The organism is Curvibacter soli (assembly GCF_029211125.1).
In the GTDB taxonomy this organism is placed as follows: Bacteria; Pseudomonadota; Gammaproteobacteria; order Burkholderiales; family Burkholderiaceae_C; genus Curvibacter_A; species Curvibacter_A soli.
Genome location: NZ_JARGEN010000033.1, coordinates 22,846 through 45,156 on the forward strand (window position 1 = coordinate 22,846; position 22,311 = coordinate 45,156).

19 protein-coding genes are annotated in these 22,311 nt (G+C 59.4%); 3 read left to right on the top strand and 16 right to left on the bottom strand.

Annotated elements, in window-relative coordinates:
• Positions 1-9: 9 nt before the first annotated feature.
• Together PY257_RS08265 and PY257_RS08270 are read left to right on the top strand one after the other, a co-directional pair.
• Complete coding sequence (locus tag PY257_RS08265; protein WP_275740813.1) at positions 10-462, top strand: hypothetical protein; 453 nt, start codon at positions 10-12, stop codon at positions 460-462.
• A 41-nt stretch (positions 463-503) separates the two neighbouring features.
• Positions 504-857 (top strand): phage holin family protein, encoded by a 354-nt coding sequence (locus PY257_RS08270; RefSeq protein ID WP_275740816.1) that lies wholly within the window; start codon positions 504-506, stop codon positions 855-857.
• Here PY257_RS08270 and PY257_RS08275 read toward each other — a convergent pair.
• Positions 825-2,363 carry a M48 family metalloprotease gene (locus PY257_RS08275; RefSeq protein WP_275740818.1) on the bottom strand — a complete coding sequence of 513 codons (1,539 nt, stop codon included), beginning with the start codon at positions 2,361-2,363 and terminating at the stop codon, positions 825-827. The two genes, PY257_RS08270 and PY257_RS08275, sit on opposite strands and share 33 nt — an antisense overlap.
• A gap of 112 nt (positions 2,364-2,475) precedes the next feature.
• Between PY257_RS08275 and moaC the strand changes: the two genes are divergently transcribed.
• Positions 2,476-3,006: a cyclic pyranopterin monophosphate synthase MoaC gene (gene moaC, locus PY257_RS08280; RefSeq protein ID WP_275740820.1), complete on the top strand. Its 531-nt coding sequence runs from the start codon at positions 2,476-2,478 to the stop codon at positions 3,004-3,006.
• Positions 3,007-3,192: 186 nt separating this feature from the next.
• Here the strand turns inward: moaC and PY257_RS08285 are convergent, their stop codons facing one another.
• The 15 genes from PY257_RS08285 to PY257_RS08355 form a co-directional block, all read right to left on the bottom strand.
• Positions 3,193-4,608, bottom strand: a complete 1,416-nt coding sequence (locus tag PY257_RS08285) for a mannose-1-phosphate guanylyltransferase/mannose-6-phosphate isomerase (protein ID WP_275740822.1) — start codon at positions 4,606-4,608, stop codon at positions 3,193-3,195.
• A 31-nt stretch (positions 4,609-4,639) separates the two neighbouring features.
• A complete protein-coding gene (locus tag PY257_RS08290) occupies positions 4,640-5,830 on the bottom strand; it encodes a glycosyltransferase (RefSeq protein ID WP_275740824.1) in 1,191 nt (396 codons plus the stop codon).
• A gap of 22 nt (positions 5,831-5,852) precedes the next feature.
• Positions 5,853-6,830 carry a GDP-mannose 4,6-dehydratase gene (locus PY257_RS08295; RefSeq protein ID WP_275740826.1) on the bottom strand — a complete coding sequence of 326 codons (978 nt, stop codon included), beginning with the start codon at positions 6,828-6,830 and terminating at the stop codon, positions 5,853-5,855.
• Entirely contained in the window at positions 6,827-7,723 is an 897-nt protein-coding gene (locus PY257_RS08300) for a GDP-mannose 4,6-dehydratase (RefSeq protein ID WP_275740828.1), read from the bottom strand. Before PY257_RS08300 ends, PY257_RS08295 begins: the two co-directional genes overlap by 4 nt.
• 46 nt (positions 7,724-7,769) lie before the next feature.
• Positions 7,770-9,284 (bottom strand): lipopolysaccharide biosynthesis protein, encoded by a 1,515-nt coding sequence (locus tag PY257_RS08305; protein ID WP_275740830.1) that lies wholly within the window; start codon positions 9,282-9,284, stop codon positions 7,770-7,772.
• Between the two features lie 30 nt (positions 9,285-9,314).
• Positions 9,315-10,607: a glycosyltransferase family 4 protein gene (locus tag PY257_RS08310; protein WP_275740832.1), complete on the bottom strand. Its 1,293-nt coding sequence runs from the start codon at positions 10,605-10,607 to the stop codon at positions 9,315-9,317.
• A 21-nt stretch (positions 10,608-10,628) separates the two neighbouring features.
• Entirely contained in the window at positions 10,629-11,810 is a 1,182-nt protein-coding gene (locus PY257_RS08315; protein ID WP_275740834.1) for a glycosyltransferase family 2 protein, read from the bottom strand.
• Between the two features lie 43 nt (positions 11,811-11,853).
• Positions 11,854-13,011, bottom strand: a complete 1,158-nt coding sequence (locus tag PY257_RS08320) for a hypothetical protein (protein ID WP_275740836.1) — start codon at positions 13,009-13,011, stop codon at positions 11,854-11,856.
• Positions 13,012-13,089: 78 nt separating this feature from the next.
• Positions 13,090-13,959: a hypothetical protein gene (locus tag PY257_RS08325; protein ID WP_275740838.1), complete on the bottom strand. Its 870-nt coding sequence runs from the start codon at positions 13,957-13,959 to the stop codon at positions 13,090-13,092.
• Between the two features lie 53 nt (positions 13,960-14,012).
• Positions 14,013-14,510, bottom strand: coding sequence for a pilin (locus tag PY257_RS08330; protein WP_275740840.1), 498 nt, complete (start codon positions 14,508-14,510; stop codon positions 14,013-14,015).
• Positions 14,511-14,718: 208 nt separating this feature from the next.
• Complete coding sequence (locus tag PY257_RS08335; RefSeq protein WP_275740842.1) at positions 14,719-15,507, bottom strand: MBL fold metallo-hydrolase; 789 nt, start codon at positions 15,505-15,507, stop codon at positions 14,719-14,721.
• Positions 15,508-15,658: 151 nt separating this feature from the next.
• Positions 15,659-17,911 carry a CHASE2 domain-containing protein gene (locus tag PY257_RS08340; RefSeq protein WP_275740844.1) on the bottom strand — a complete coding sequence of 751 codons (2,253 nt, stop codon included), beginning with the start codon at positions 17,909-17,911 and terminating at the stop codon, positions 15,659-15,661.
• Between the two features lie 42 nt (positions 17,912-17,953).
• Positions 17,954-18,598 (bottom strand): FHA domain-containing protein, encoded by a 645-nt coding sequence (locus PY257_RS08345; protein WP_275740846.1) that lies wholly within the window; start codon positions 18,596-18,598, stop codon positions 17,954-17,956.
• A gap of 53 nt (positions 18,599-18,651) precedes the next feature.
• Positions 18,652-19,437 (bottom strand): Stp1/IreP family PP2C-type Ser/Thr phosphatase, encoded by a 786-nt coding sequence (locus PY257_RS08350; RefSeq protein WP_275740848.1) that lies wholly within the window; start codon positions 19,435-19,437, stop codon positions 18,652-18,654.
• 15 nt (positions 19,438-19,452) lie between these two features.
• Positions 19,453-22,110 (bottom strand): CHASE2 domain-containing serine/threonine-protein kinase, encoded by a 2,658-nt coding sequence (locus tag PY257_RS08355; RefSeq protein ID WP_275740850.1) that lies wholly within the window; start codon positions 22,108-22,110, stop codon positions 19,453-19,455.
• Positions 22,111-22,311 lie beyond the last annotated feature (201 nt).

Consider the following 22,311-nt stretch of genomic DNA (forward strand, 5'->3'; position numbering starts at 1 on the left):
AGAGCCCTCATGGAAACGATCATCGTGTACGTGGACGACGCTGCCTACGCGCAGCAACAACTCGCACCCATGCTGGGCGGCCCCGCCGCCCCGGGCACACACTGGGTGCTGGTGGCCTGCGCGCCGCGCATGACGCACCGCATCAGCAAGTGGGTAAGCCACAGCGCGCGCGAAAACTGGCGCGAGAAGTGGGCCGACAAGCTGTACGCCCTGCTCGTCCCACCGCTGCAGGCCGCCGGCCATGCGGTGACCACCGTGATCGCCAAGGGGCCGCTCACCGACCTGACGGCCAAGCTGCAGGCCGAGCATGCCGCCACGCGCGTGCTCGACGCGCGCCGCCCCAAGTTTGGCCAGGACCTGCCGCCCGTCACGCCCGACCAGCCCGCCGCCCCGCAAAGCCCGTGGGCCGTGCCGGGCGCCGTTGCGGGGCTGGGCGCCATGCTCGTGCTGGCCGCCGAATAGCCGCCGCGGCGCGCCTGCGCGGCAGTGCTATGCTGCTGCGCATGAAGCTCATACTGAACTGGCTCCTCAGCGCTGCGGCGCTGCTGTGCGTGGCCTACGTTTACAGCGGCGTGCAGGTACGCAGCTTTACGGCGGCGCTGATCGCGGCCTTCGTCATCGGCCTGCTCAACGCCGTGCTGCGGCCCGTGCTGGTGCTGCTGACGCTGCCCGTTACCGTCGTCACCCTCGGGCTGTTCCTCTTCGTCATCAACGCGCTGATGTTCTGGGCCGCTGCTGCCGTGCTCGACGGCTTCCAGGTGCGCAGCTTCGGCGCGGCCCTGCTCGGCTCGCTGATCTATTCGCTGCTGGGCGTGCTGATCGAGTCAGCGCTCGGCAGCCTGCTCGCGAACAAGTGACTCCATCTCGCGCAGCCGGGTATCGATGATCGACGCCTCGATGTAGTCCGCGCCCGGCCCGCCGCGCCGCGCAAGGTTCTGGCCCGCCTTGAAGCGGTCGATGGCTGCCGCGTAGTCCTTGTGGGCCGCCTGCGCCTCGCCTTCGGCACGAATGGCACGCAGCGACTGGCCCGCCGCGTGGCAGGCGCTGGCGAGCTGCTGCCAGGCCAGGGCATCCAGCGGATGCGCCACCACCCATTCCTGTAGCGCCGGCAGCGCCTGGCCGGCCATGCCAGCCGCCACGCGCGCCTGGGCGGCCAACACCAGTTCGGGCCGCGGCATGCCCGTTGCCGGCAGGGGGCCGAGATCCGCCAGGGCCTTGCGTGGGTCGCCCGCGGCCATGTCGCCCTCGGCGGCCAGCAGGCGCACGATGCGCGCGGCGCGGGCATCGGAGCGCACCAGCTCCGCAAGCTCCGCCGTCCAGCCGCGCGCACGCGCAAAGTCGCGCGCCTTCTGGGCCGACAGCGCGGCGGCATACAGCACCGCGGCCTTGCGCGCGGGCTCCAGCGCGGTGGAGGTGTAAGTGCCAGCCTCGGCCATCCAGGCGTGCAGTGCATCGGGCGTGCCGGCCGTGCTGAGCACACGTGCGCGCGCACTGACCATGGCATGGTCCAGCTCCAGCGGCTGCGCGGCCAGCACGCCCAGCGGCATGCGCGAGCGCATGTCGGCAATGCGCGCGGAGGTCAGTGGGTGGCTGCGCAGGTAGGGGAAATCGCCGTTGTCGTTGATGCGCGAAGCCTGCTGCAGCTTCTCGAACATGGTGACGAAGCCCTGCGGCGCGAAGCCGGCCTGCGTCATCACGACAAAGCCGATGCGGTCGGCCTCGCGCTCCATGTCGCGCGAGAAGTTGAGCTGGTTCTGCACCGCCATGGCCTGCCCGCCCATGATCATGGCGTTGGCCGCGTCGGGGCTCTTGCTGGCCGCCAGCGCGCCCAGGATCATCGCGGCCAACACCAGCGGCGTCTGGCGCGACTCCTGCGCCATGAGGCGCGAAATGTGGCGCTGAGTGATATGGCTGGTTTCGTGCGCCAGCACCGAGGCCAGCTCGTCGCGGCTGCCCACCATGCCGATGAGCCCCAGGTACACGCCCATGTAGCCGCCCGGCAGCGCGAAGGCGTTGATGGTGCGGTCGCGCCCCAGCAGCACCTGCCAGGCGAAGCGATCATCGATCTCGGGCGTCACCTCGCCACGCAGGCGCGCGGCGGCCAGCAGCGGCTGCCAGATGGACTGCACGTATTCGACCAACACCGGGTCGTCGATGTAGTCAGGGTCGCGGTACAACTCGCGGATGATGCGGTCGCCGAGCTTGCGCTCGGCGCTGGCCGACAGCTCGCTGCCGTCGCCCATGTTGGGCAGTTGGGCGCGGGTGATGGCAGGGGCGAGGAAAGCCACGGACGCTACTAAAAATGTAGCTTTCAGCGCTTTATTTATAAGCGCCAGAGTCGTTTTTCGCCATTTATTCAGCATGCCAGAGTCTTGAACAGGGAAGATGGCAAGGATTGTCCATGCGCCTGCATCCTATGATGCCCACCAAACGTAAACGTTCTGCCATCCAACCGCAAAGCCGGCATTTCCACCCATGAGCACACTCACCCATTTCGACGCCCAAGGCCAGGCCCACATGGTGGACATAGGTGCCAAGCCCGCCACCCACCGCGTGGCCGTGGCCGGCGGGCGCATCCGCATGCGGCCCGAGACGCTGGCGCTGATCGAAACGGGCACAGCCATGAAGGGCGACGTGCTGGGCATTGCCCGCATCGCGGGCATCCAGGCGGCCAAGAAAACCAGCGAACTCATACCGCTATGCCACCTGCTGGCGCTGACGCGGGTTGCTATTGAATTTGATGCTGGACCGCCAGACTCCACGGGCGCTGCGGCGATTTTTTGCACTGCGACCGCCGAAACCGTCGGCCCCACCGGCGTGGAGATGGAAGCCCTGCTGGCGGTACAGGTGGCGCTGCTGACCATCTACGACATGTGCAAGGCGGTGGACCGGGCGATGGTGATGACGGATGTGCGCTTGCTGGAAAAGCGCGGGGGCAAGTCGGGGGATTTCATGAACTACCCCACGCCATGCTGCGCAAAGGATGGGGCTCCACGGGGAGGGTGAGTCCCCCCTCGGCTAGTTCTTGTTCTTGACAGGATATTGTTTGTGCTTCCAAGGCCCACCGGAACCCCACTCGCGCCGAGGCCGTATCCCTGTTATCTTGGCGCCCGCATGGCTCGGAGCAGTGCCTTCTTCCTAGAACGGCAGTTGACCGTTTTGTATTCCTTGCCAAGACCAAGCCGTATGAAATCAACTTGGGCTGATGCGCCCATATTTGTCATCGAGGCGCACAATGTCATCCTCCCCCAAATATCCGCCAGATTGAATCTCGATCATCTCCAATATTATTCTACCGGGATTACTAAGTCGATGTATTTTCCCAATCGGGATATATGTTGACTGATTTTCAGTGAGTAAAACAACCTCAGATCCACAGGTCACTTCAGCGGTGCCTTGCACCACAATCCAATGCTCAGCTCTATGATGATGCAACTGCAAACTGAGCGAAGCACCAGGCTTCACCATGATGCGCTTAACTTGGAACCTATCACCTGAGTCGATTCTGTCATACCAGCCCCAGGGACGGGAAACCTTGCGGTGGTGGCCAGCCTGTGGGGTATCCAACGCCTCCAATTTAGCAACAACACCTTTTACCTTCTCGACGCTATTATGGGCGACAACCAATAAGGCATCAGGAGTATCAATAATCATGACATCCTGTGTTCCAAGCGCAACCACTGGCCGATGGGGAGCATAAATGTATGTTCTATCGGACTCAACCGCCAAGCCCTGGCCAACAATTCGATTGCCACGCACATCGGGCGGCGTGAGTTCCGCCACTGCATTCCAGCTACCTACATCACTCCATGCTCCTCTGAAAGGAACCACTATGATGTTATCGCAATGCTCCATTACTGCATAATCAATACTTTCCGCACGGCAAGAAGAAAAAACATTCGGATCAGGACGCATGAATTGTTCGTCCAGCGCGACATTCTTCATGGCAAGCTTGCAACTCTCAAGGATATCTGGGGCGTGCTGCTGCAATGCAGAAAGCAATGTATTTGCTCTACAAAGGAAGATGCCCGAGTTCCATAGCGCATTTCCCTCAAGTATCAAAGCAGCCGCATCAATTGCATTAGGCTTCTCGATAAAGCGGCTGACCCGGTGGCCGTTGAAAATTTTGACTGCATCCCGCTGTATATAACCATAAGCGGAACTGGGATAAGTGGGCTGTATTCCAAAAACAACTATTGAATCGGCATGTGCCGCCGCACACGCTTGTCCAATCATAGTGCTGAATTCTTTTACATCTGGAATATAATGATCGGATGGGCAGAATAGTAAAATTTCATCGGGATCCACAGACAATGCGGCCAAGGCCATGGCTGGAGCAGTATTTTTGCCTATGGGTTCCAAAATAATCGCGCCCGAAACCATCGCTGTTTGCAGCGCGTCAAGAACTAGAAAGCGATGCCCTTCGAATGCGACACATAATACATCCGATAGCCCATCATCCACATTTATTGCCGCCATGCGCTCCAACGTTATTTGGAGCAGACTTTTCCCATTGATTAGAGGCACGAATTGTTTCGGAAACGCCTTGCGGCTCAGCGGCCATAACCGCGTACCAGAACCACCACACAGGATAACAGGAATAACCATGATAATTCGTCAGCAATAAACTAGCTATTTTCTACATCATTGATGTTGAATTAAGAAATGCAGGTGCGACAAGGTGCGCCTCCAGCATTTTTTTCTCCATGCAACTAGGATCTTCTCGCCACCACTGCCAAGCCTCATCCATGAACATGGTGAGAGCATTTTTAAATCGCGCCTCACTAAAACCCTCTGCCCATTTCCTACACATCACAGGATCGATATTGGCCGATAAATGATCGAAGCGCTCCACGGCTTCTATAAGTGCTGCCGCCGTCTGAGTGGAAAATAGCAAACCAGTGGGCTCAGCCAATCGCCTCACGTCGCGCACGGTTTCACCGGCCCCGCCCTCAGCATATGCAATCACTGGCGTCCCGCATGCCTGAGCCTCCACTGGCGAAATGCCAAAATCCTCATGCGCCGCAAATATGAATGCGCGTGCGGCGCCGAGGTAACTTTGAACAATTTCGTCAGATTGCCAGCCAAGCAAATTAACATTCGGGGGACATCGCTTACGCAAATTTCCGAGCTCTGGGCCGTCACCAATCACAAATAAATTCCGGTTTGGCATTGCCGAAAAGGCATCAACAATCAGATCAATCCGTTTGTATGAAACCAAGCGGGACACTGTAACATAAAAATCCTCTTTTTTTGGTTGAAATAAAAGACGCTCCGTCCGGACTGGCGGATACAATACAAGCGAAGGTCGGCGATACGCGCGCCAGATGCGCCGCTGCACATGGTGCGAATTCGCCAGATACATGTCTACATTATTAGCAGTTTGCCGATCCCACATGCGCAAGCGCGAAAATAACCAGCGTGCTATGATAGATTTAATTCCCTTGTCTAGCCGGTAATCATTAAGATATTGATGATGCAAATCCCATGCATAACGCATTGGTGACTGCACATAGCTGACATGCATCTGCTCTGCAGTGGTTAAAACGCCTTTGGCAAAAGCGTGTGAATTAGAAATAATAATATCGGACCCACTTAAATCAAAGGATTCGACTGCCAGCGGCATAAGAGGAAGATATTTCCAGAAATTTTTCTTAATCAATGGCGCATTTTGTAAAAATGTGGTCTTGATATCTGCGACATTTAATTTTTGTCGATTTTCCTTGGATAAAAAATCAATGATGCCCAGTAGGCTTGCCTGAGGAAAGCAATCAATAATAAGTCGCGTAACATCCTCTGAGCCACCCCAGTCGGTAAGCCACTCATGCACGCATGAAATTCTTGGTGTCGAACTACAAGGATTCACGTTCAATCCGTCTTAAATCCGCATCCACCATCATGGCAATCAAGCCGTCCAGCGATGTAGTGCTGCTCCAGCCGAGTCTTTCAAAAGCCTTCGACGGATTTCCACACAATTCTTCAACTTCTGCAGGGCGAAAAAGCTCAGGATCAATTTCTACGTATTGCGTATAATCAAGATCGAGGCAAGAAAATGCAATCCTACACATATCTCGCACAGTAGCAGCTTTACCTGTTGCAATTACATAATCATCAGCCACATCTTGCTGCAACATTAACCACATGGCCTGGACAAAATCTCCAGCGTATCCCCAATCACGCTTTGCATCGATATTTCCAAGCTTGAGTTTTTTCTGATATCCTAGTTTGATGCGCACAGCAGCATCGGTTACTTTACGAGTGACGAATTCAATGCCGCGCAAAGGAGACTCATGATTGAACAAAATACCACTAGATGCATGCAATCCAAAACTCTCACGGTAGTTGATCGTCATCCAGTGCGCATAGAGCTTTGCCACGCCATAAGGACTACGAGGATAAAAAGGTGTGCGTTCGCTCTGCGCAGGCTCCTGGATTTTCCCAAACATTTCACTTGTGCTGGCCTGATAAAACCGTGCTTCAGGACTGACAATGCGTAACGCTTCTAACAAATTGGCTGCACCAATACCTGTAACCATTCCAGTAAGAATGGGCTGTGACCAGGAAGTGCCGACGAAACTTTGGGCTGCCAAATTATATATTTCATCGGCCTTTGATCGATCCACAATCCGAATCATGGAGGATAGATCAGTAACGTCACCATCAAGCAGACGCACATCGTCCTTTATACCTAAATAACGCAAGCGCCACAAAGTATCTGTGGAACGACGCGCTAGGACACCATGAACGGTATATCCTTTATCGAGCAGAAGACGGGCAAGGTAAGCACCGTCCTGCCCCGTAATTCCAGTAATCAAAGCGGATTTACTCATGCTGATTCCAATTGGCTCCAATAATCTAGTATATCCTGCAGCGTCTGATCGATGGAAATTTCCGGATGCCAACCCGTATGTTTTTGCAATTTTGCACTGGACCCACACACGCGGCGCTGCTCGATAGGCCTGATTCGCCCAGAATCGACGACAATGACCATGCTCGTTTTCGCAAGATCCAACATTTTTGTCAAAAGACTACGCAATTCGCGCTCCACCCCTGAGCAAATATTGTATATCTCTCCATTAATACCATGCGCAAGTAATGCAGCATAAGCCTGCACGACATCGCGCACATCAGTAAAATCACGTCTACTATCGATATCGCCGACAGTTAGGGTATTTCCGGCGAAACCATTCTTGTAGCGACATATCTGCTGTGCAAAATTCGCCACAGCAAATTGCGTCCCCTGTCGTGGCCCGATATGGTTAAATGGGCGGGTCATGATGATTTCAAAGGCCGCGCCTTGACTCCACTGATAGCACAATGCCTCGGCGGCGAGCTTACTCACGGCATATGGATTGCGAGGCCTCAAAGGCATATTCTCTTTTATCGGTAGATCTGTGACATTTACTTTGCCGTAGACATCGCCCGTGCCAACATAAATCAAGCGGCCACGAAACCCTGTCCTCTCCAAGGAGCGCAACAAATTAAATGTGCCAGTGAAATTGACATCGAACGTTGACAACGGGTCGTTAAATGCCTCAGGCACGGAACTCTGCGCAGCCAAATGAATTATTGCATCCGGCCGTGCTGCATCAAGCGCGGCACATAATTCATCAGTATTACGCAAATCAGCAGAAATCCCATCCACTGCCAAGTTTTTTGCTTGCAGCATTTCGGCGCAGTACCTACCCACAAATCCATTCAAACCCGTTGCGAAAATACACATAATGAAATCCGATGCATAAGCATTAACAGGATGGTGGACCAATTCCTCATGAGTTGATGAGGAAATTTCGACATCCTCTACGCAATCGAGACGACGTCAGCCACAGCAATCCCCATGTCGCGATGCACAATGCCCCGCCCGTCCACACAGCATCATTGCCACTCCCGAACCGTACATCACCGCCCGCTCCCCCGCGAGCCAACCATATTGCCATACCCATGCCAACCGCCACCACCAACGGCGGGCCTATGTCGGACACCAGCCACGGCAATTCCATTCCAGGTAGCAGCACGCGGTGTGTCAGCCAACTGCCAAAAAATAGATGGGCCGACTGGAAAGCTAGCCACGCCACCGCCGCACCCAGGGCGCCATGGTGCAGTGCCAGGAACCATACCAATGGCACCGCCAGTACCAGCACCATGATATTCACATATAGAGCCAGCCGCACCGCTCCGGCGGCCAATGTCAGTGCATGCGGCAGGAACATCATCCCATGCAATGCGCACCCAATACCCAGCAATGCCATTATCGGCGCCACCAGCAGCGCAAGTGATGCGTCATGCGTCCATATCCGCACCAAGGCTTCGCCACCAATGATAAAAGCAAGCACCAGAGGGAAAAGGAAACAGCTCTGCAAATAACAAAAATCCCGATAAAAATGGATCAATTCCTCGCGATTTCCAGAGGCGATCAACATCGAGAACCTGGGATATGCCACATTGAATACAGGCATGACAATGATATAAAATCCGCTCGCCGCCAAACTAGCCAGTGCATACTGGCCAAATTGCTCCAATGTAAGCAAATGACTAAGCAGCAATTTATCCATTTGCATATAAATCATGCCGATCATGCTAATCAAAAACATGACGAATGAAAACCTCCAAACTCTGAGCAACACGTCAAAGTGGGGACGGAAATCTGCTGGCGGCGTCAATGTCTGCGCCGCCGAGGCGCGCATGGTTAACACATGGAGCAAGCCGACCAGAGCGTTCCAGGCAAAAAAATAACGTACATCGCTGCTGACCCAGGCCACGATCAGGCCAGCCCCCCCATACAGGAGCATGACCATTACTAGGTTGATCTGACTACTCCGAATGATTTTTTCCGCGCCAAGCAAAACACTTTGGTACAAGCCGATAGGCCATCGCAATCCAAGTGTCACCGCCATCAAAGCCAGAGCCATTGTCGCTTGGTGCATGGAGAGCTGATGCAACTGCAGCCAACTTCGCACCACGAACGGAGCCAGCAAGAGCAGGCTTATGGCAATAACAGCTGCTATGCCCCAAGACAGCCATGCCAGAGCCTGAACAAGACGCGCCGTCGTCATGATGTCTGCATGACTGCCTTCAACGCATGAGCGAGCCACCTCGCGATTGACAGTGGTTGTAATCCCCGCATCAAACACCTGCACCAATGATTGAAGCAACAAATAAAACGCTATCAAGCCATATTGTTCCGCGCCCAAAAAATGCAGATAAACCGGCACCATGATTAACCCGAGCAGAGCTGGCGCCACGGAGCCTAACGCCCCAACAAACAAGTTATGTGCAAGTCGCATAAAATAAATATTGGGCCAGGATTAAAGCTGCTACGGCAATAATAATCTCTCAATCAAGTCGACGCAAGCTTTTGCGCTGTTCGCCCATGTAAAATCCGGCATTGGTTCTGACAAGCCTCGCTTACTTGCCAATGACTGCTCCACGATGGTCGCTTCGAGTTGTTCGGGCGCAAATCGATCAAACAGTGTCACGCCGGAGTCTGAAAGCTCGACAAATACTGGTAAATCACTAGCAATAACGGGGCAACCCAGCGTGCGTGCCTCAACAAGAGGAAGACCGAATCCTTCGGCAAGCGAAGGGAATAAAAGAGCACGGGCATTATTGTACATATAGATAATCTCTGCGTCGGTTGCATCGAAAAGTGTCAGCAACCTATTCCCCTGTTCTGTATGGCGAACCAGTGCTTGAACCAGTTCCTTGCATTCAGCAGCGGGTCTTCCCGCCAAGACCAAGCGTTGCACATGGCCAGCCGCCCACAACCTTTCAAAAACCGCCAACAATACGCCATAGTTCTTTTTGGGTTCAATGGAACCAATCGCCGCAAAGCATGGCGTATCGCCAGACATAAAATGCCTGATTGATTCCCGCACCACTGCATTGTCTGAACCTGTGACTGGATCGCAACCCAAATAAAAGCATCCAGTTGGTGGCAAAGGCTGTGCGCCATGCCCTTCTTTCGCCCAACTGAGCAGGTCGAGTTCCGTGGCATGCGAAATGCAGACTATTGCATCACTGCAAGAAATCATCTTCAGCAGCCATGTCCTGAATATATATGGAACCAGCGCAAAACAAAATTCTGGATGGCGCAGTGGCATAATGTCGTAAACCAATAATACAACCCGAACGCCATGATCGCGTGCCATTTTTGCGGCGACCCACACAGGATAGTTCCAGGATGCGTCGGCAATGAATAAAACATCTCCAGGCTGAAAACTGGCCGGCGCATATTCTCGGCTGCGAAGGCTAAACAATAAGCCGCTGGACCAGCGCCAGAACCAGTACAGTAAACTCCATGGGAAAAGCCATAGCGAAAGCAAAACAAGCTTTCGCATGCCAGGGCCAGTTACCCAGGAAAATACTTTTCCCGCTGCCGTCTGATCTTTCTTGCCGCGGCCAGCCATGCGCTCCGCCGCGTGCCGCGGCCAATCCACATGACGATATCCATGGTCATGAAATACCACGGGCTGAAAATCGGCACCGCGCACGGACGCAATACCATTCAACTCCTCGTACAAGCGGCGCACTGTGCGTGTAATGCCGATATTCCCAGTTTCTGTTTGTGTGTAACTCACGTCGAACCACCATCGCGCCCCTTGCTTCATGGCTGATGCTCCAGATAAATGCTAGACTCTTTCATGATTTTTTTGCTGATTCCTGCCCAGCCAGAAATAATGCAGCGCTGCAGCGAACAGGGCCGTGATGGCGGCCTGCACGCCAAGAATCATCAAGGTCACAGCTGGTATGGCCACCCGCATGGTATGCGCCGGATCCATGGCACCAAAACCGCTGTCGCGCCATGCCAATAGCAGATTAACAGACCAAATCAAGCCCACCAGCACCAGCACCAGTCCTGCAACCAGGCCATACTCCATTTTTAGATAGGGCCGCAAAAATATCAGCCCTTTCGGCATGGGACTCATCCCTGACAGGGCCTCCATCCATTTTGCCAGTGCAGCAAATTGAATCATTTGCGCGCCCAATATGGTGGCGGCGGCCATATACAGCAGCGAATGGATGTCAAGCCCCACGACTGGCAAATTGATGGGCCCGTGCAGCAATGCGGCAAAGCCGATGATGCCTATCGCAAACAGCATGAGGCCCGGGTATAGAAAAAGCCACCGCGGGCAAAACAGCAACAGAAAGCGCAGATGCCGCCAGCCATCGCGCCAACTGCGCAGGTGCGGGGGGCGGCCGCGCCCATCGGGCGCGAGCGTGGTGGGCACCTCGGTGATGCGCAGGCCATTGAGCGTGGCCTTGACCACCATTTCGCTGGCGAACTCCATGCCGGGCGATTGCAGCGCCAGGCCAAGTATGGCGGCACGCTCGAAGCCGCGCAGGCCGCAGTGAAAGTCGCGCACCGGGCTGCGAAAGAACAGGCGGCCAACGAAGCTGAGGACCGGGTTGCCCAGGTAGCGGTGCAGCGGCGGCATGGCGCCGGGTGCGATGCCGCCGGCAAACCGGTTACCCATGACCAGTTGCTGCCCGGCGCGCAGCGCGGAGACGAAGTGGTCCAGGTGCGCGAAGTCGTAGCTCAGGTCGGAGTCGCCCATGATGACGAAGTGCCCCCGCGCGGCCTCGATGCCCGCGCGCAGCGCCGCGCCGTAGCCGCGCTCGGCCACATGCACCACGCGCGCGCCGGCGGCGGCGGCGATCGCCTGGCTGCCGTCGGTGGAGCCGTTGTCGGCAACCACCACCTCGCCGTTGGTGCCGCTGGCCGTCAGGAAACGCTGCGCCTGTGCGATGCAGGTGGCCAGCGTGCGCGCCTCGTTGAGGCAGGGCATGAGGATGGTGAGTTCCAAGGGCATGGCGGGCTGGGGGTGGACGCGTCAGCTACCCCGGCGCAATTTCTTACAACTGCCGCTCCCAGGGCAAGCCAGAGCGGCCCCGAATCGTGTTGCAGTCCATTTGAAAGCCGGATTTCAATATATCTTGCGCCATACCTATTTCCTCTGGGTTGAGGGCGCGCCAGTATTTATAGAATGTCAAGCCATTGTCCAAGACATACAGTTTCATGTCCGCATCTGGATAATTGCGAACATATCCGCCCGGAATGGCGGCGCTAACTGCTCCGGGCGGGAAGAATCTAGGGCATATTTTTTCGACGACCGCAAAAACCCGGTTCGCCAGCAATGCGGCGTTTCCTGGCGCGGGCGCTGGAGTGGCCGTGGCTGCAATATCTTCGGAGTAAACCAGCGGGCAGAACCAGAAGCCATGCCTTTTCGGGTCTGACGGCTTGCCCCCATACAGCATCCTCGATGACATGCGGGCCATGCTGATCGATGGCACGATAATGCATGGCGCATCTTGCAGCTTGAGATGGGCTTGCATTATCTTGTCGTTGATTTCATCGCGCGCATATGCACTGGGCTGAAGATCGTCGCCCACATGGCGCGGCGGCAGTGGCAGAAAAACGAAGATATTGCGTTTGCTGGCCACGGATTCTTTGAGCATGGCCTGGATATGCTGGTATTCTTTGGATCTGGGCACGATGTCCTGGACTTGGTCCACGCGAAGCCAGCGTGAATCGGGGTGGAATAGCGGAAACATCAGCGAATACGAGATGCCGGCTATGCCCACGAAGGTGGCGGGTTTTTCAGCCAGTTCCGCCGGAGGCGAAATCTGGAAATAGGGCGGCGCCTGCCATGTGGTGAATGCCCATGTGCCCCAAGGCGTGTTCAGGCCGACGGCAATTCCTTGTATAAGCACCATTCCGATGACGAGCGCCAGCCGCAGAAAGCGCGTCAGCGGCAATGCATACGCCAAACCGACGCACAGGGGCCCGACGAGGATGAGCATGGCAAGAAAATAGCGCCCGTTTCCGCTGGTGAGCATCCAGGCGATGAAAGCCAGCAGCATGAATAACAAAGACGGCAGCAGGCGCACCCGGTCATTGGCCTTGCGGGTTGCCAAAAGCACCAGAAAGGTGGCCGACAGGCACAGCAGAAATGCGAAGCGGAAATCTGGCGCACTGATTTCGGTGTAGACGTTCGCATCGGGCATGGCCATGGCTATGGGCCGCCACAGCGCATCTCGAAGGGTGTCGGGAATGAACCGGATCATTGGGACAGCATCATTGGCCAGGACTCAATCGGGCGCGACGGGAAGGAGGCCATCAAAGAATGGGTAGAACGGGTTGCCAAAGTTTCTCCACAGCAGCCATCCCCAATAAGCGTAGATCAGGACGAATGCCAATGCTGCCACGGTGCAGCATAAGAATATCGTCAGCATCCTTTTTTGGAAGGGCGGGTCTGCATGTGTGTACCAAAGTATGGGCATGAAGACGGCGAGTGGCGCGTTGCTGAGTTTGAAGGCCACGGAGGCCCCGGCAAGCAGGGCGGACGCCAGCAACAAATTTCTGTTGTTTCTGTTGCTCGACGCTGTGTGGCCAGGTTGCCGCCGCGTGCATGACACGAGCGCCACGCTCCACAACAGTGGCAGTGCCGCAAGAAAATCGTTGGAGCTTATGTCTAAAAATGAGAGGGTTACGCTGGATAAAAATGCCAGTAAAGTGGCACAGGCGCGCATGGCAATACCGTAAGGCGTGTTGTCCGGTATGTAAGAGCGGGCGATCATCCAGACTGGTGGAATTGCCAAGACGTAGAAGGCGGCAAAGACTATTCCTACTGCAACACCAGATAGCCCGGCGACAGCCATTTTATAGATAGGCCAATACAGGTAAGGAAACTGGTAGCTCTGCCCGCTGGCGGCGTAGAAGTCTTTGTCGAAGCGAGGGGATTCAGCTACCCAACCCAGGTAGATGTGGTGGTTCAAAGCGTCCCAGGATAGGCCGTATTCGCCCTCCAGCACAGGGATGCTGGCAAAACCAACGAACGCAACAAGGCATGTAATAGCCAGTTCCAGCCAAGTTGGGTATGCAGCAGGCCGAAACTTGAAATGGCGGCTCATGAATGAATTGAGAAGATAGGCGCGGAAACTTAAAAAATAAGGGCGCATGAGCGCCCTTATTTTTGAAAGACAAGTAGCACGTATCGGCTACTTGCCAAGTATTAGCCGCGGCAGGAGCCGGGCAAGAACTTCGGGGGGATGGTGGTTGCCGGGGTGAGGGTAGTGCTACCGCAAATCCATTTGTATACAGTCTTGCCGCCATCGGTGTTGGCCAATTGGGCTGTATCACTAACGTACGGAATGAGGGTCACCACTTTATCATCAATGGCGGGCTCGTTAAAGCCTTGGGCAGTGACAGTGATTGCGCCTGTATTAGTGGTTGCAATCGATTTCACGTACTTGGACGCCGCAGTAGAAGATTCGCAACCCCAGCCATTGGTTGCAGGCAGGGTTGAATTGGTGCTGGACTGAACCACTTCAGTGATGGTGGTGCGGCAGGCAGATGCCGCCAGGATGACTTCGGACATCTTGGCGCGCTTGGTGTAGTCCTGATAAGCCGGCAGTGCGACGGCAGCCAAAATACCGATGATCGCCACGACGATCATCAATTCGATCAAGGTAAAGCCCTGTTGCAGGCTTCGTTGTGCGGAACGCTTCATGAGAAAACTCCTTGGTTGAGGGGGTAGAGGCACCATGCTTCGAGCAGGTTTCATGCCAGAGGGCATGGCCCGGCCTGCGCCCGGCAGCGTCCCGCGGCTGCGGGCGCAATTTTGGCGTGCGTGCCGCCGTATCGCAGCCGCTGCCGCGCGCGGGTGACACTTTTGTTCCGCCATCATTGTCACCGCATGTAGCTGTGCCCCGTTAAAGTCAAAGACTGAACGCCTGGCCAGCCTCCAGCCAGTGCAGGGGGCGCTCGGCCGCGCCCTCGCCGCCCGTCAGCCGGCGTAGCTGTTCCACGATCTGCGCCGTCTCCGCCGGTTTGGTGTGGGTGATGTAGAGGGGGTAGTGCCGGCCTGTGCTGGCGGCGATCTGCGCCACCTCGCGCGCGGCGGTTTCGGGCGTCAGGTGCTGGCTGTGCCGGGCCAGTTCGCTTTCGGCGTTGCTGAAGGCGGTTTCCAGTACCAGCATGGCGACGGGCAACTGGTTGACGCGCGCCCAGAATGCCGGGTTGCCGCCGGTGTCGCCAGAAAAGACCCACCAGCCTGTGTCACCCTGCACGGCATAGCCCACGGCGGGCACGGTGTGGCTGGCGGGCAATGCCTCCACCTGCCGGCCCGCCGCCCGCACCGGCTGGCCCACGGCGATTTCCTCGAACCGCACGAAGGGCGCCTGCGGGCTGGGGATGCGGCTGAAGTCCGGCCAGATCTGGCCGTTGAAGATGTGGGTGCGCAGCGCTGCGATGGTGGCGGGCAGGGCGTAGACGGTGACGGGCTGGCTGCGCAGGCTGGATGTGGCGTCGAGCATCAGCGGCAGGGCGGCGATGTGGTCCAGGTGCGAATGGGTGAGGAACACATGGTCGATGCGCCGCATTTCGTCGAGCGTCAGGTCGCCCACGCCGGTGCCCGCGTCCACCAAGATGGCGTCGTCGATCAGGAACGAGGTGGTGCGGCAGCCTTGGGCGATGGCGCCGGAGCAGCCTAATACGCGGACTTGCATGGCGCGCCTTGGCGCTGGGGCCAAGGGATGTCGGGCAGGCCAGGGGGGCGCTTCTGCCGCCCTTTCCAGGGCGCCATGATTTCATGATGAAATATGGCTCCAGCGCTTATTCTACCTGCGGTTGCAGCTATATTTTTAATAGCAATCGGGTTCATTTGGTGTCGAAGTTGGTGGCGCCGTCCCAGGTGGGGTCGAAGGGTAGCACGCACATGGCCTGGACTCGCTGTTGGTAGAGCTGGTACAGGTGGTTTTGCGGATGCGCGGCGCGCAGCGGCTGCAGCAGGGCTTGGCAGCGCGGCCAGTCCTGGGCGCGGTAGGCGGCCAAAAAAGCGGCCCAGCCGGCCAGTTCGGCTTCCATCTGCTGCGCATCGGCGGCGGGCAATGGCTGGTAGATGCCCACGGCCTGCGCCTTGCCCTTGACGCGCACGCGGTCCAGCTCTTGCCAGGTGTAGGCCGGGGCCTGGGCGTGGGTGCTGTCGCTCACGACGATTTCGACGCCATATGTTTTGCACAGGCCCTCCAGCCGCGAGCCCAGGTTCACGGCGTCGCCGATCACGGTGTAGCTGCGGCGGATGTCCGAGCCCATGTCGCCCACGCACATGGGCCCGGTGTTGATGCCGATGCCGATGCCGATGCGCGGTATGCCGCGCGCAGCGCTTTGCGCATTGAAAGCATGCACGGCTTGCGCCATTTCGAGCGCGGCCTGCACGGCCAGCGCGGCGTGGCCGGGTGTTTCCACGGGCGCACCCCAGAAGGCCATGATGCAGTCGCCCATGTATTTGTCGATGGTGCCCAGGCGGGCGCGGATGACGGCCGTCAGGCGGCTGAATACTTCGTTGAGCAACGCTTGCAGTTGTACCGGGTCCATGGATTCGGACATGGCGGTGAAGCCGCGCATGTCGCAGAACATGACGGTCAGTTCGCGGTTGGCGGCGCGCATGCTGTAGTCGCCGGGGCTTTTGACCATCTCGTCCACGAGTTCGGGCGGCACGTAGGTGCCGAACAGGCGCGCCAGCCGGCGCTTGGAGCGGCTTTCCACGAAGTAGCCGTAGCCCATGTCGAGGATGAACACTGCCAGGCCCAGGCACAGCGTGGCTGCCAGCGGCAGCACGAGGCCGTCGCGCAGGTACAGCCAGGTGTTGTGCGCCACCAGCAGGCCCGCCAGGCCCAGGCACAGCGCAATGCCTTGCAATACACCCAGAAAGGGCAGGCCGAGGGCCAGGCCCAGCCCGACGAGGGCGATGGCGACCATTTCGTAGCCCATGGCGTAGTCGGGGCGCACCAGGCTTTTGGCGTCCAGCAGGCCCGACAGCACATTGGCATGGGTTTCCACGCCAGGGTAGGCCGGGTTGACCGGGGTGGCGCGCAGGTCGAGCAGGCCCGGCGCCGTGGTGCCGATGAGCACGATCTTGCCTTGCAAGGCGGCGGCGGGCAGTTGGCCGGCCAATACGTCGGCGGCAGGTATGTAGCGAAACGATCCGCCATTGGCGCCACCGTGCCCGCGGAAGGGGATGAGGGCCGTCACTTGCTCGCCCACGGGCACCGCCAGGCTGCGCCCGCCTTGTTGCAGCTCCAGGTAGGCCAGGCTTTGGTAGCCAGCCCCCGCGGCGGCGGGGAACCCGGGGTGTACCTCGGGCAGTCCGACGAGCAAACGGAACATGGCGAGCGACAGCGCTTCGTAGTACTGGCCGCGATGCTCGGCCAGCATGGGCAGGGCGCGCACGATGCCGTCGGCATCGGTCATGGGGTTGAAGAAGCCCGCCAGCGGGGCGGCCTCGGCAATCGGGGCGATGCTGGCGCCGTAGCCGTCCCACGTCGTCACGCTGAAAGCCCGCCCCTGCAGCCGCCCGGCGGGCAGGACGGGCGCGGGCAGCACGCCGCTCATGCGCCCGCCCCGGTCGCTGGTGAAGTAATAGCCCAGTACCACGGGGCGGTTCCGCATGGCTTGCGCGAACAAGGCATCGTGGTCGAGCGTGGGCGCCAGTTGCGCCAATTGGGTTTGGAACTGCGGATTTTCGCGCAGCGGCCCCTGTGCGAGCCGGCGCAGCACGGGCAGGCCGGAGCTGCCGTCGGGTTCGGCGAACACGATGTCGAAGCCCACGATGGCTACGCCCTGGCGGTCGAACAGTTCGCGCACCAGGGTGGCGAGCTTGTCGCGGCTCCAGGGCCACTGGCCGACCTGCTCCAGGCTTTTTTCGTCGATGTCGAGGATGACGATGCGCTCGTCGAGCGTGCCGGGCATGGTGGCGCGCAAGCGCAGGTCGTAGATGATGTTGTCGAGCCGTTCGAGTACCTGCAGCCGGTAGCCGCCCGACGCATGCAGCACCGCCAGCAGCAATGGAGCCAGGCTGATGGCAATGCGGATGCCATGCCGTGCCAGTAGCGAGGACAGCGCGCCCAACATGTTGAAGCTATGCGGGCGAATCGGCCAGGCTGCCCGGCGGCGTCAGGTTTGCACGAACTGCATCTGCGTGCCCGCGAGTTCGAAGGTGTCGCCGTTCTTGAGCGTGACGGGTTCGCTGCCGATGGCTGCGCCGTTGAGCGTGGGCATGGACGCGCCTTCGACATGCGCCAGCACGAAGCCGTGGGGCCGCCTGGTGATGGCCGCAACCGCGACGCCGGGCTTGCCGATGGTGGTGACCACCTTGGTCAACGGCACTTCGCGCCCGGCCGCCGCGCCGGACATGACCTTGATGTTGCCTTGCACCGACGCGGCGTGTTCCGCGGGCCGCGGCGGCGCGGCAGGCACGGGGGGCAGCGCCCCCGGGCGGACGATCATGGTCTTTTCGAAGCTGGCGGCATCGGGCTCGGACATGAACTTGATCTTGTACTTGCCGATCTCGATCACGTCGCCGTTGTTGAGCTGCTGCTTCTTGATGGTCTTGCCGTTGACGTAGGTGCCGTTGGTGCTGTTGAGGTCCTCCAGCACCACCGTTTCGCCCCGCATGAGCAGAATGGCGTGTTCGCCGCTGACCGCCAGGTTGTCGATGACGATGTCGTTGTAGGGCCTGCGCCCCAGCGTCGTCCGCTCTTTGGACAGGTCCACGTCCTTGATGACTACTCCGTCGATCGACACAACCATTTTCGGCATGACCGGCTCCTGCTTATTGCTTTTCGTGAGTTTTCGCTGTGCGGGGCCTCGGGCTAGGCACCGAGCAACCGCGCCATCAGGCCACGCTTGCCGGAACCCGCTTTCGCCTTCGTCAACAAAGCGCTGATATTATCGCGCCCGCCCTGGGCATTGGCGGCATCGATGAGTTGCGTGGCTTTTTGCTCCAGGGTGCCATCGGCTGCCAGAATGCGCGCGATGTCCTCGTCGCTCACCATGTCGGACAGGCCGTCGGAGCACATGAGGTAGAGGTCGCCGGCTTCCACGGCATAGTCGTTGATTTCCAGCAATGCCACATCTTCCACGCCCAGCGCCCGGGTGACGAGGTTGCGGTTGATGGATGACGCCGCCTGCTGCTGCGTGAGCAGCCCGGCATCGACCTGCTCCTGCAGCCACGAATGGTCGCGCGTGATCTGTTCGAAGCTGCCGTTGCGCAGCCGGTAGCAGCGCGAATCGCCGATGTGGCCCAGCGTCAGCCGCGCATTCTGAAAAACGCCCACCACGAGCGTGGTGCCCATGCCCGCATATTGCGGGTTGGCCAGCGATGCGCCCAGAATGGCCTGGTTGGCGTTTTCGACGCAGATTTCCAAGGCGCGCCGCACCTCGCGCATATTGGCACGCCGCCCCGCCTGCGCCAGCCAGCGCACCATTTCCGCCTGGATGAATGCGGTGGCCATGCCGCTGGCCACCTCGCCCGCGTTGTAGCCCCCCATGCCATCGGCCAGCACGGCCAGCCCTGCGGCGGTGTCGAATACAACCGAATCCTCGTTGTTGGCTCGGTGCAGGCCACGGTCGGTACGCGCGCAAAACTCGTAGATCATGATGGGGCGTATACCTCAGCGGGGGCCCGTGTCGCCAGGCGGCGGCAAATCGGGGGGCCGCACCTCGACGATGGTTTTCTGGAAGTCGGCAACTTGCTCTGTGTGGAGGGGTTGCGCATCATAGTCGAGGCCGCCTTTGGCCGCTGTAGCGGCCGCGCCGTCCGGTGCCGCCCGGCGCAGTTCGGCGGCAAACGCGCGCCCGCTCTGGTAGCGCGCCTCTGGCTGCTTGCGCAGCGAAAACGCCACCACGGCAGCCAGTTGCGCCGGCAGGCCCGCGCGCAGTTGCCGCACGTCCGGCGGGTCTTCGTTGGCGATTTTGTACATCAATTCGGTCATGGAATCGCCGCGCAGCGGCAGCGCGCCCGTGAGCATCTGGAACAGCGTCACGCCCAGCGAATAAAGGTCGGAGCGCCCGTCCACCCGCTTGCCCGCAAGCTGCTCGGGCGACATGAAGCTTGGCGTGCCGAGCACCAGCCCGGTGCGGGTGCGGCTGGCATCGGTGATGCGGGCGATGCCGAAGTCGGTGACCTTGACGGTGTCGGTGGCCGCATCGAACATGATGTTGGCGGGCTTGATGTCCCGGTGCACCACGTTCTGCTGGTGCGCGTAGTCCAGTGCCTCGGCTACGCGGGCGATGATGGAAACCACCTGCGGCACGGGCAGCAGGCTGCCTTCGCGGGAATGCTCCGTGAGGTCGCGGCCCTTGAGGAATTCCATGGCGATGTAGGCCAGGTCGTGCTCCTCGCCCGCGTCGAAGATGGTCACGATGTTCTGGTGCTGCAGGCGGCCCGCAGTCTCCGCCTCGCGGAAGAAGCGGGCGCGGGCGTCGACCAGTTCCTCGCCCTCGAACTCCTCGCCGAGCGCCATGGTCTTAATGGCGACGACGCGGCCGATCTTTGGATCGCGCCCCATGTAGACGACGCCCATGGCGCCCTTGCCCAGTTCTTTTTCCACCTGGTAGCGCCCCAGCATGGGCTTTTCGACCTGACCGTCCTGCAGCAGCGTGGCGCCGGAGCGCGCTCCGCTCAGCACCACGGTTTCGGACAGGCTGCGTGCCTGCTTGTACTTGGCGCGCACGTCCTTGAATTTGGGCGCATGGCGCAGGATGTGCTCGTACACCGACTGTGCCTTGTTGAACTGGCGCTTGCGCTCGAAGTCCAGCGCCAGGCTGTAGAGGTTGTCCATCAACGCGTCGCTCGGCGGCACGCGCCGGAAACGGTCGAACGCCATGTCGAACTGGCCCTGGCCTTGCAGCGCAAGGCCCATCATGCGGTTGGTTTCGGCGGATTCCTGGTCGGACTGCTGCTTGCCCGCCTCGGTCACCAGAAAACGCTTGGTGGTCAGCGCCAGGTGGCCCGCCAGCAGCAAGGTCGCGGGCAGCACCAATTGCAGCCAGGTGGCCGCACGCGACAGCAGGCCGAACTCGGCCCCCAGCAAGCCCAGGAACAGCACCAGCGTGGCGATGGCCCCCACACCCGCAGACAGCCGCGGCAGCACCACCAGCAGATAAACGCCGATCAGCAGGAACGCCCCTGCCGCTGCGTAGCCGCCCCAGCCCGGCTGCACGAAAAAATGGCCCTGGCGGATGCTGGAGATGATGTGCGCCACGGTTTCGACGGGCGTGAGCGTTTGCCCGCCCGGCACCGGAAACTGCGTGCCCACGCCGGCAGCCGTGGCACCGATGAGGACGATCTTGCCCGCGTACTTGGCGGGTGCGATCTTGCCGTTGAGCACGTCGTAGAACGAGTCGATGGTGAACGGCGGGCGCCCGTCCACCCGGCGGTAGAACTGGGGCCGCAGGACCGCCGCGCTGTCGGTACGCAGCAGCAGCCCGCCGACCTGCAGCGCATCTCCGGCCACGGGCCGCATTTCGTTGGGGCGCAGGTTCAGGCTGTGCGCGGCGGCGAGCAGAGCGATCGAAGGCACGGCCAGTCCGTCGTACTTGATGAGCAGCGGCTCTTCGCGCACGGCGCCGTCCACGTCGGGCAGTTGCGTGAGATGCGCCACGCCGGCGGCGGCCTTGCCGATGGACTCGATCGGCTGCTGGCTGCTGGTGGCAGGCACGGAATAGTCCGCAAGGTCTTCGATGGCGCTGCGCGACGCATAGGGCGGCAGCGGCTTGTCGGGCCGCCCCAGCGGCTGGCCCAGCACGAAAGCGGAGGGCACGATGACGTTGCCCGCGCGCTGCATGCTGTCGGCAAGCTGGGCGTCGGTATCGAGCGCGGATTCGGCCTCGGCAATGACCTGGGAGAGCTGATGCGCCACGCTCTGCGCAGGCTGCGCATCACCGGCGGCCACTTCCGCGGGGGCGAGCACATCCTTCATCTTGCGGATGAAAGCCAGGCCGCGGTCCGTCTGCGGCTCGAAGAAGAATACGGTGTAGGCAATGGTGCGCGCCTGGGCGGCGGCGAGCAGGTCGATCAGCTTGGCGTGCAGGTCGCGCGGCCAGGGCCAGCGGCCCAGGTTCGCGATGCTCTGATCGTCGACCGCGATGATGGCAATGTCGGGAAACGGCTGGCGGTCGGTCTGTGTGCTGGCCCAGTCGTAAAAGCGCCGCTCCAGCGCCCGGGTGAAATCCGAGCCCGCATGCAGCAACAGCACCGCGGCGATGACAAGCGCAGCGGCAAACCAGTCGGCCCGCCAGAAAGCCCTTCGTTTCGCCGATGAAGTCATGCCCACGTCCCGCCTGCCTTGTGCTGTAACTGGTGCCGGGTATGCGCGCGCTCCTTTGACGCCTGCCGGCATCGACGATCAGAGCCCCCCGTCGGTCGGAAACGTTACCAGACAGTTACAGGCGCGGCAAGTTACAGTCTTGTCCAACGAGGTATGAGCCTGGAGCCGGGCTCGTGATTCCACTGAGCAATGAGCCTGGCG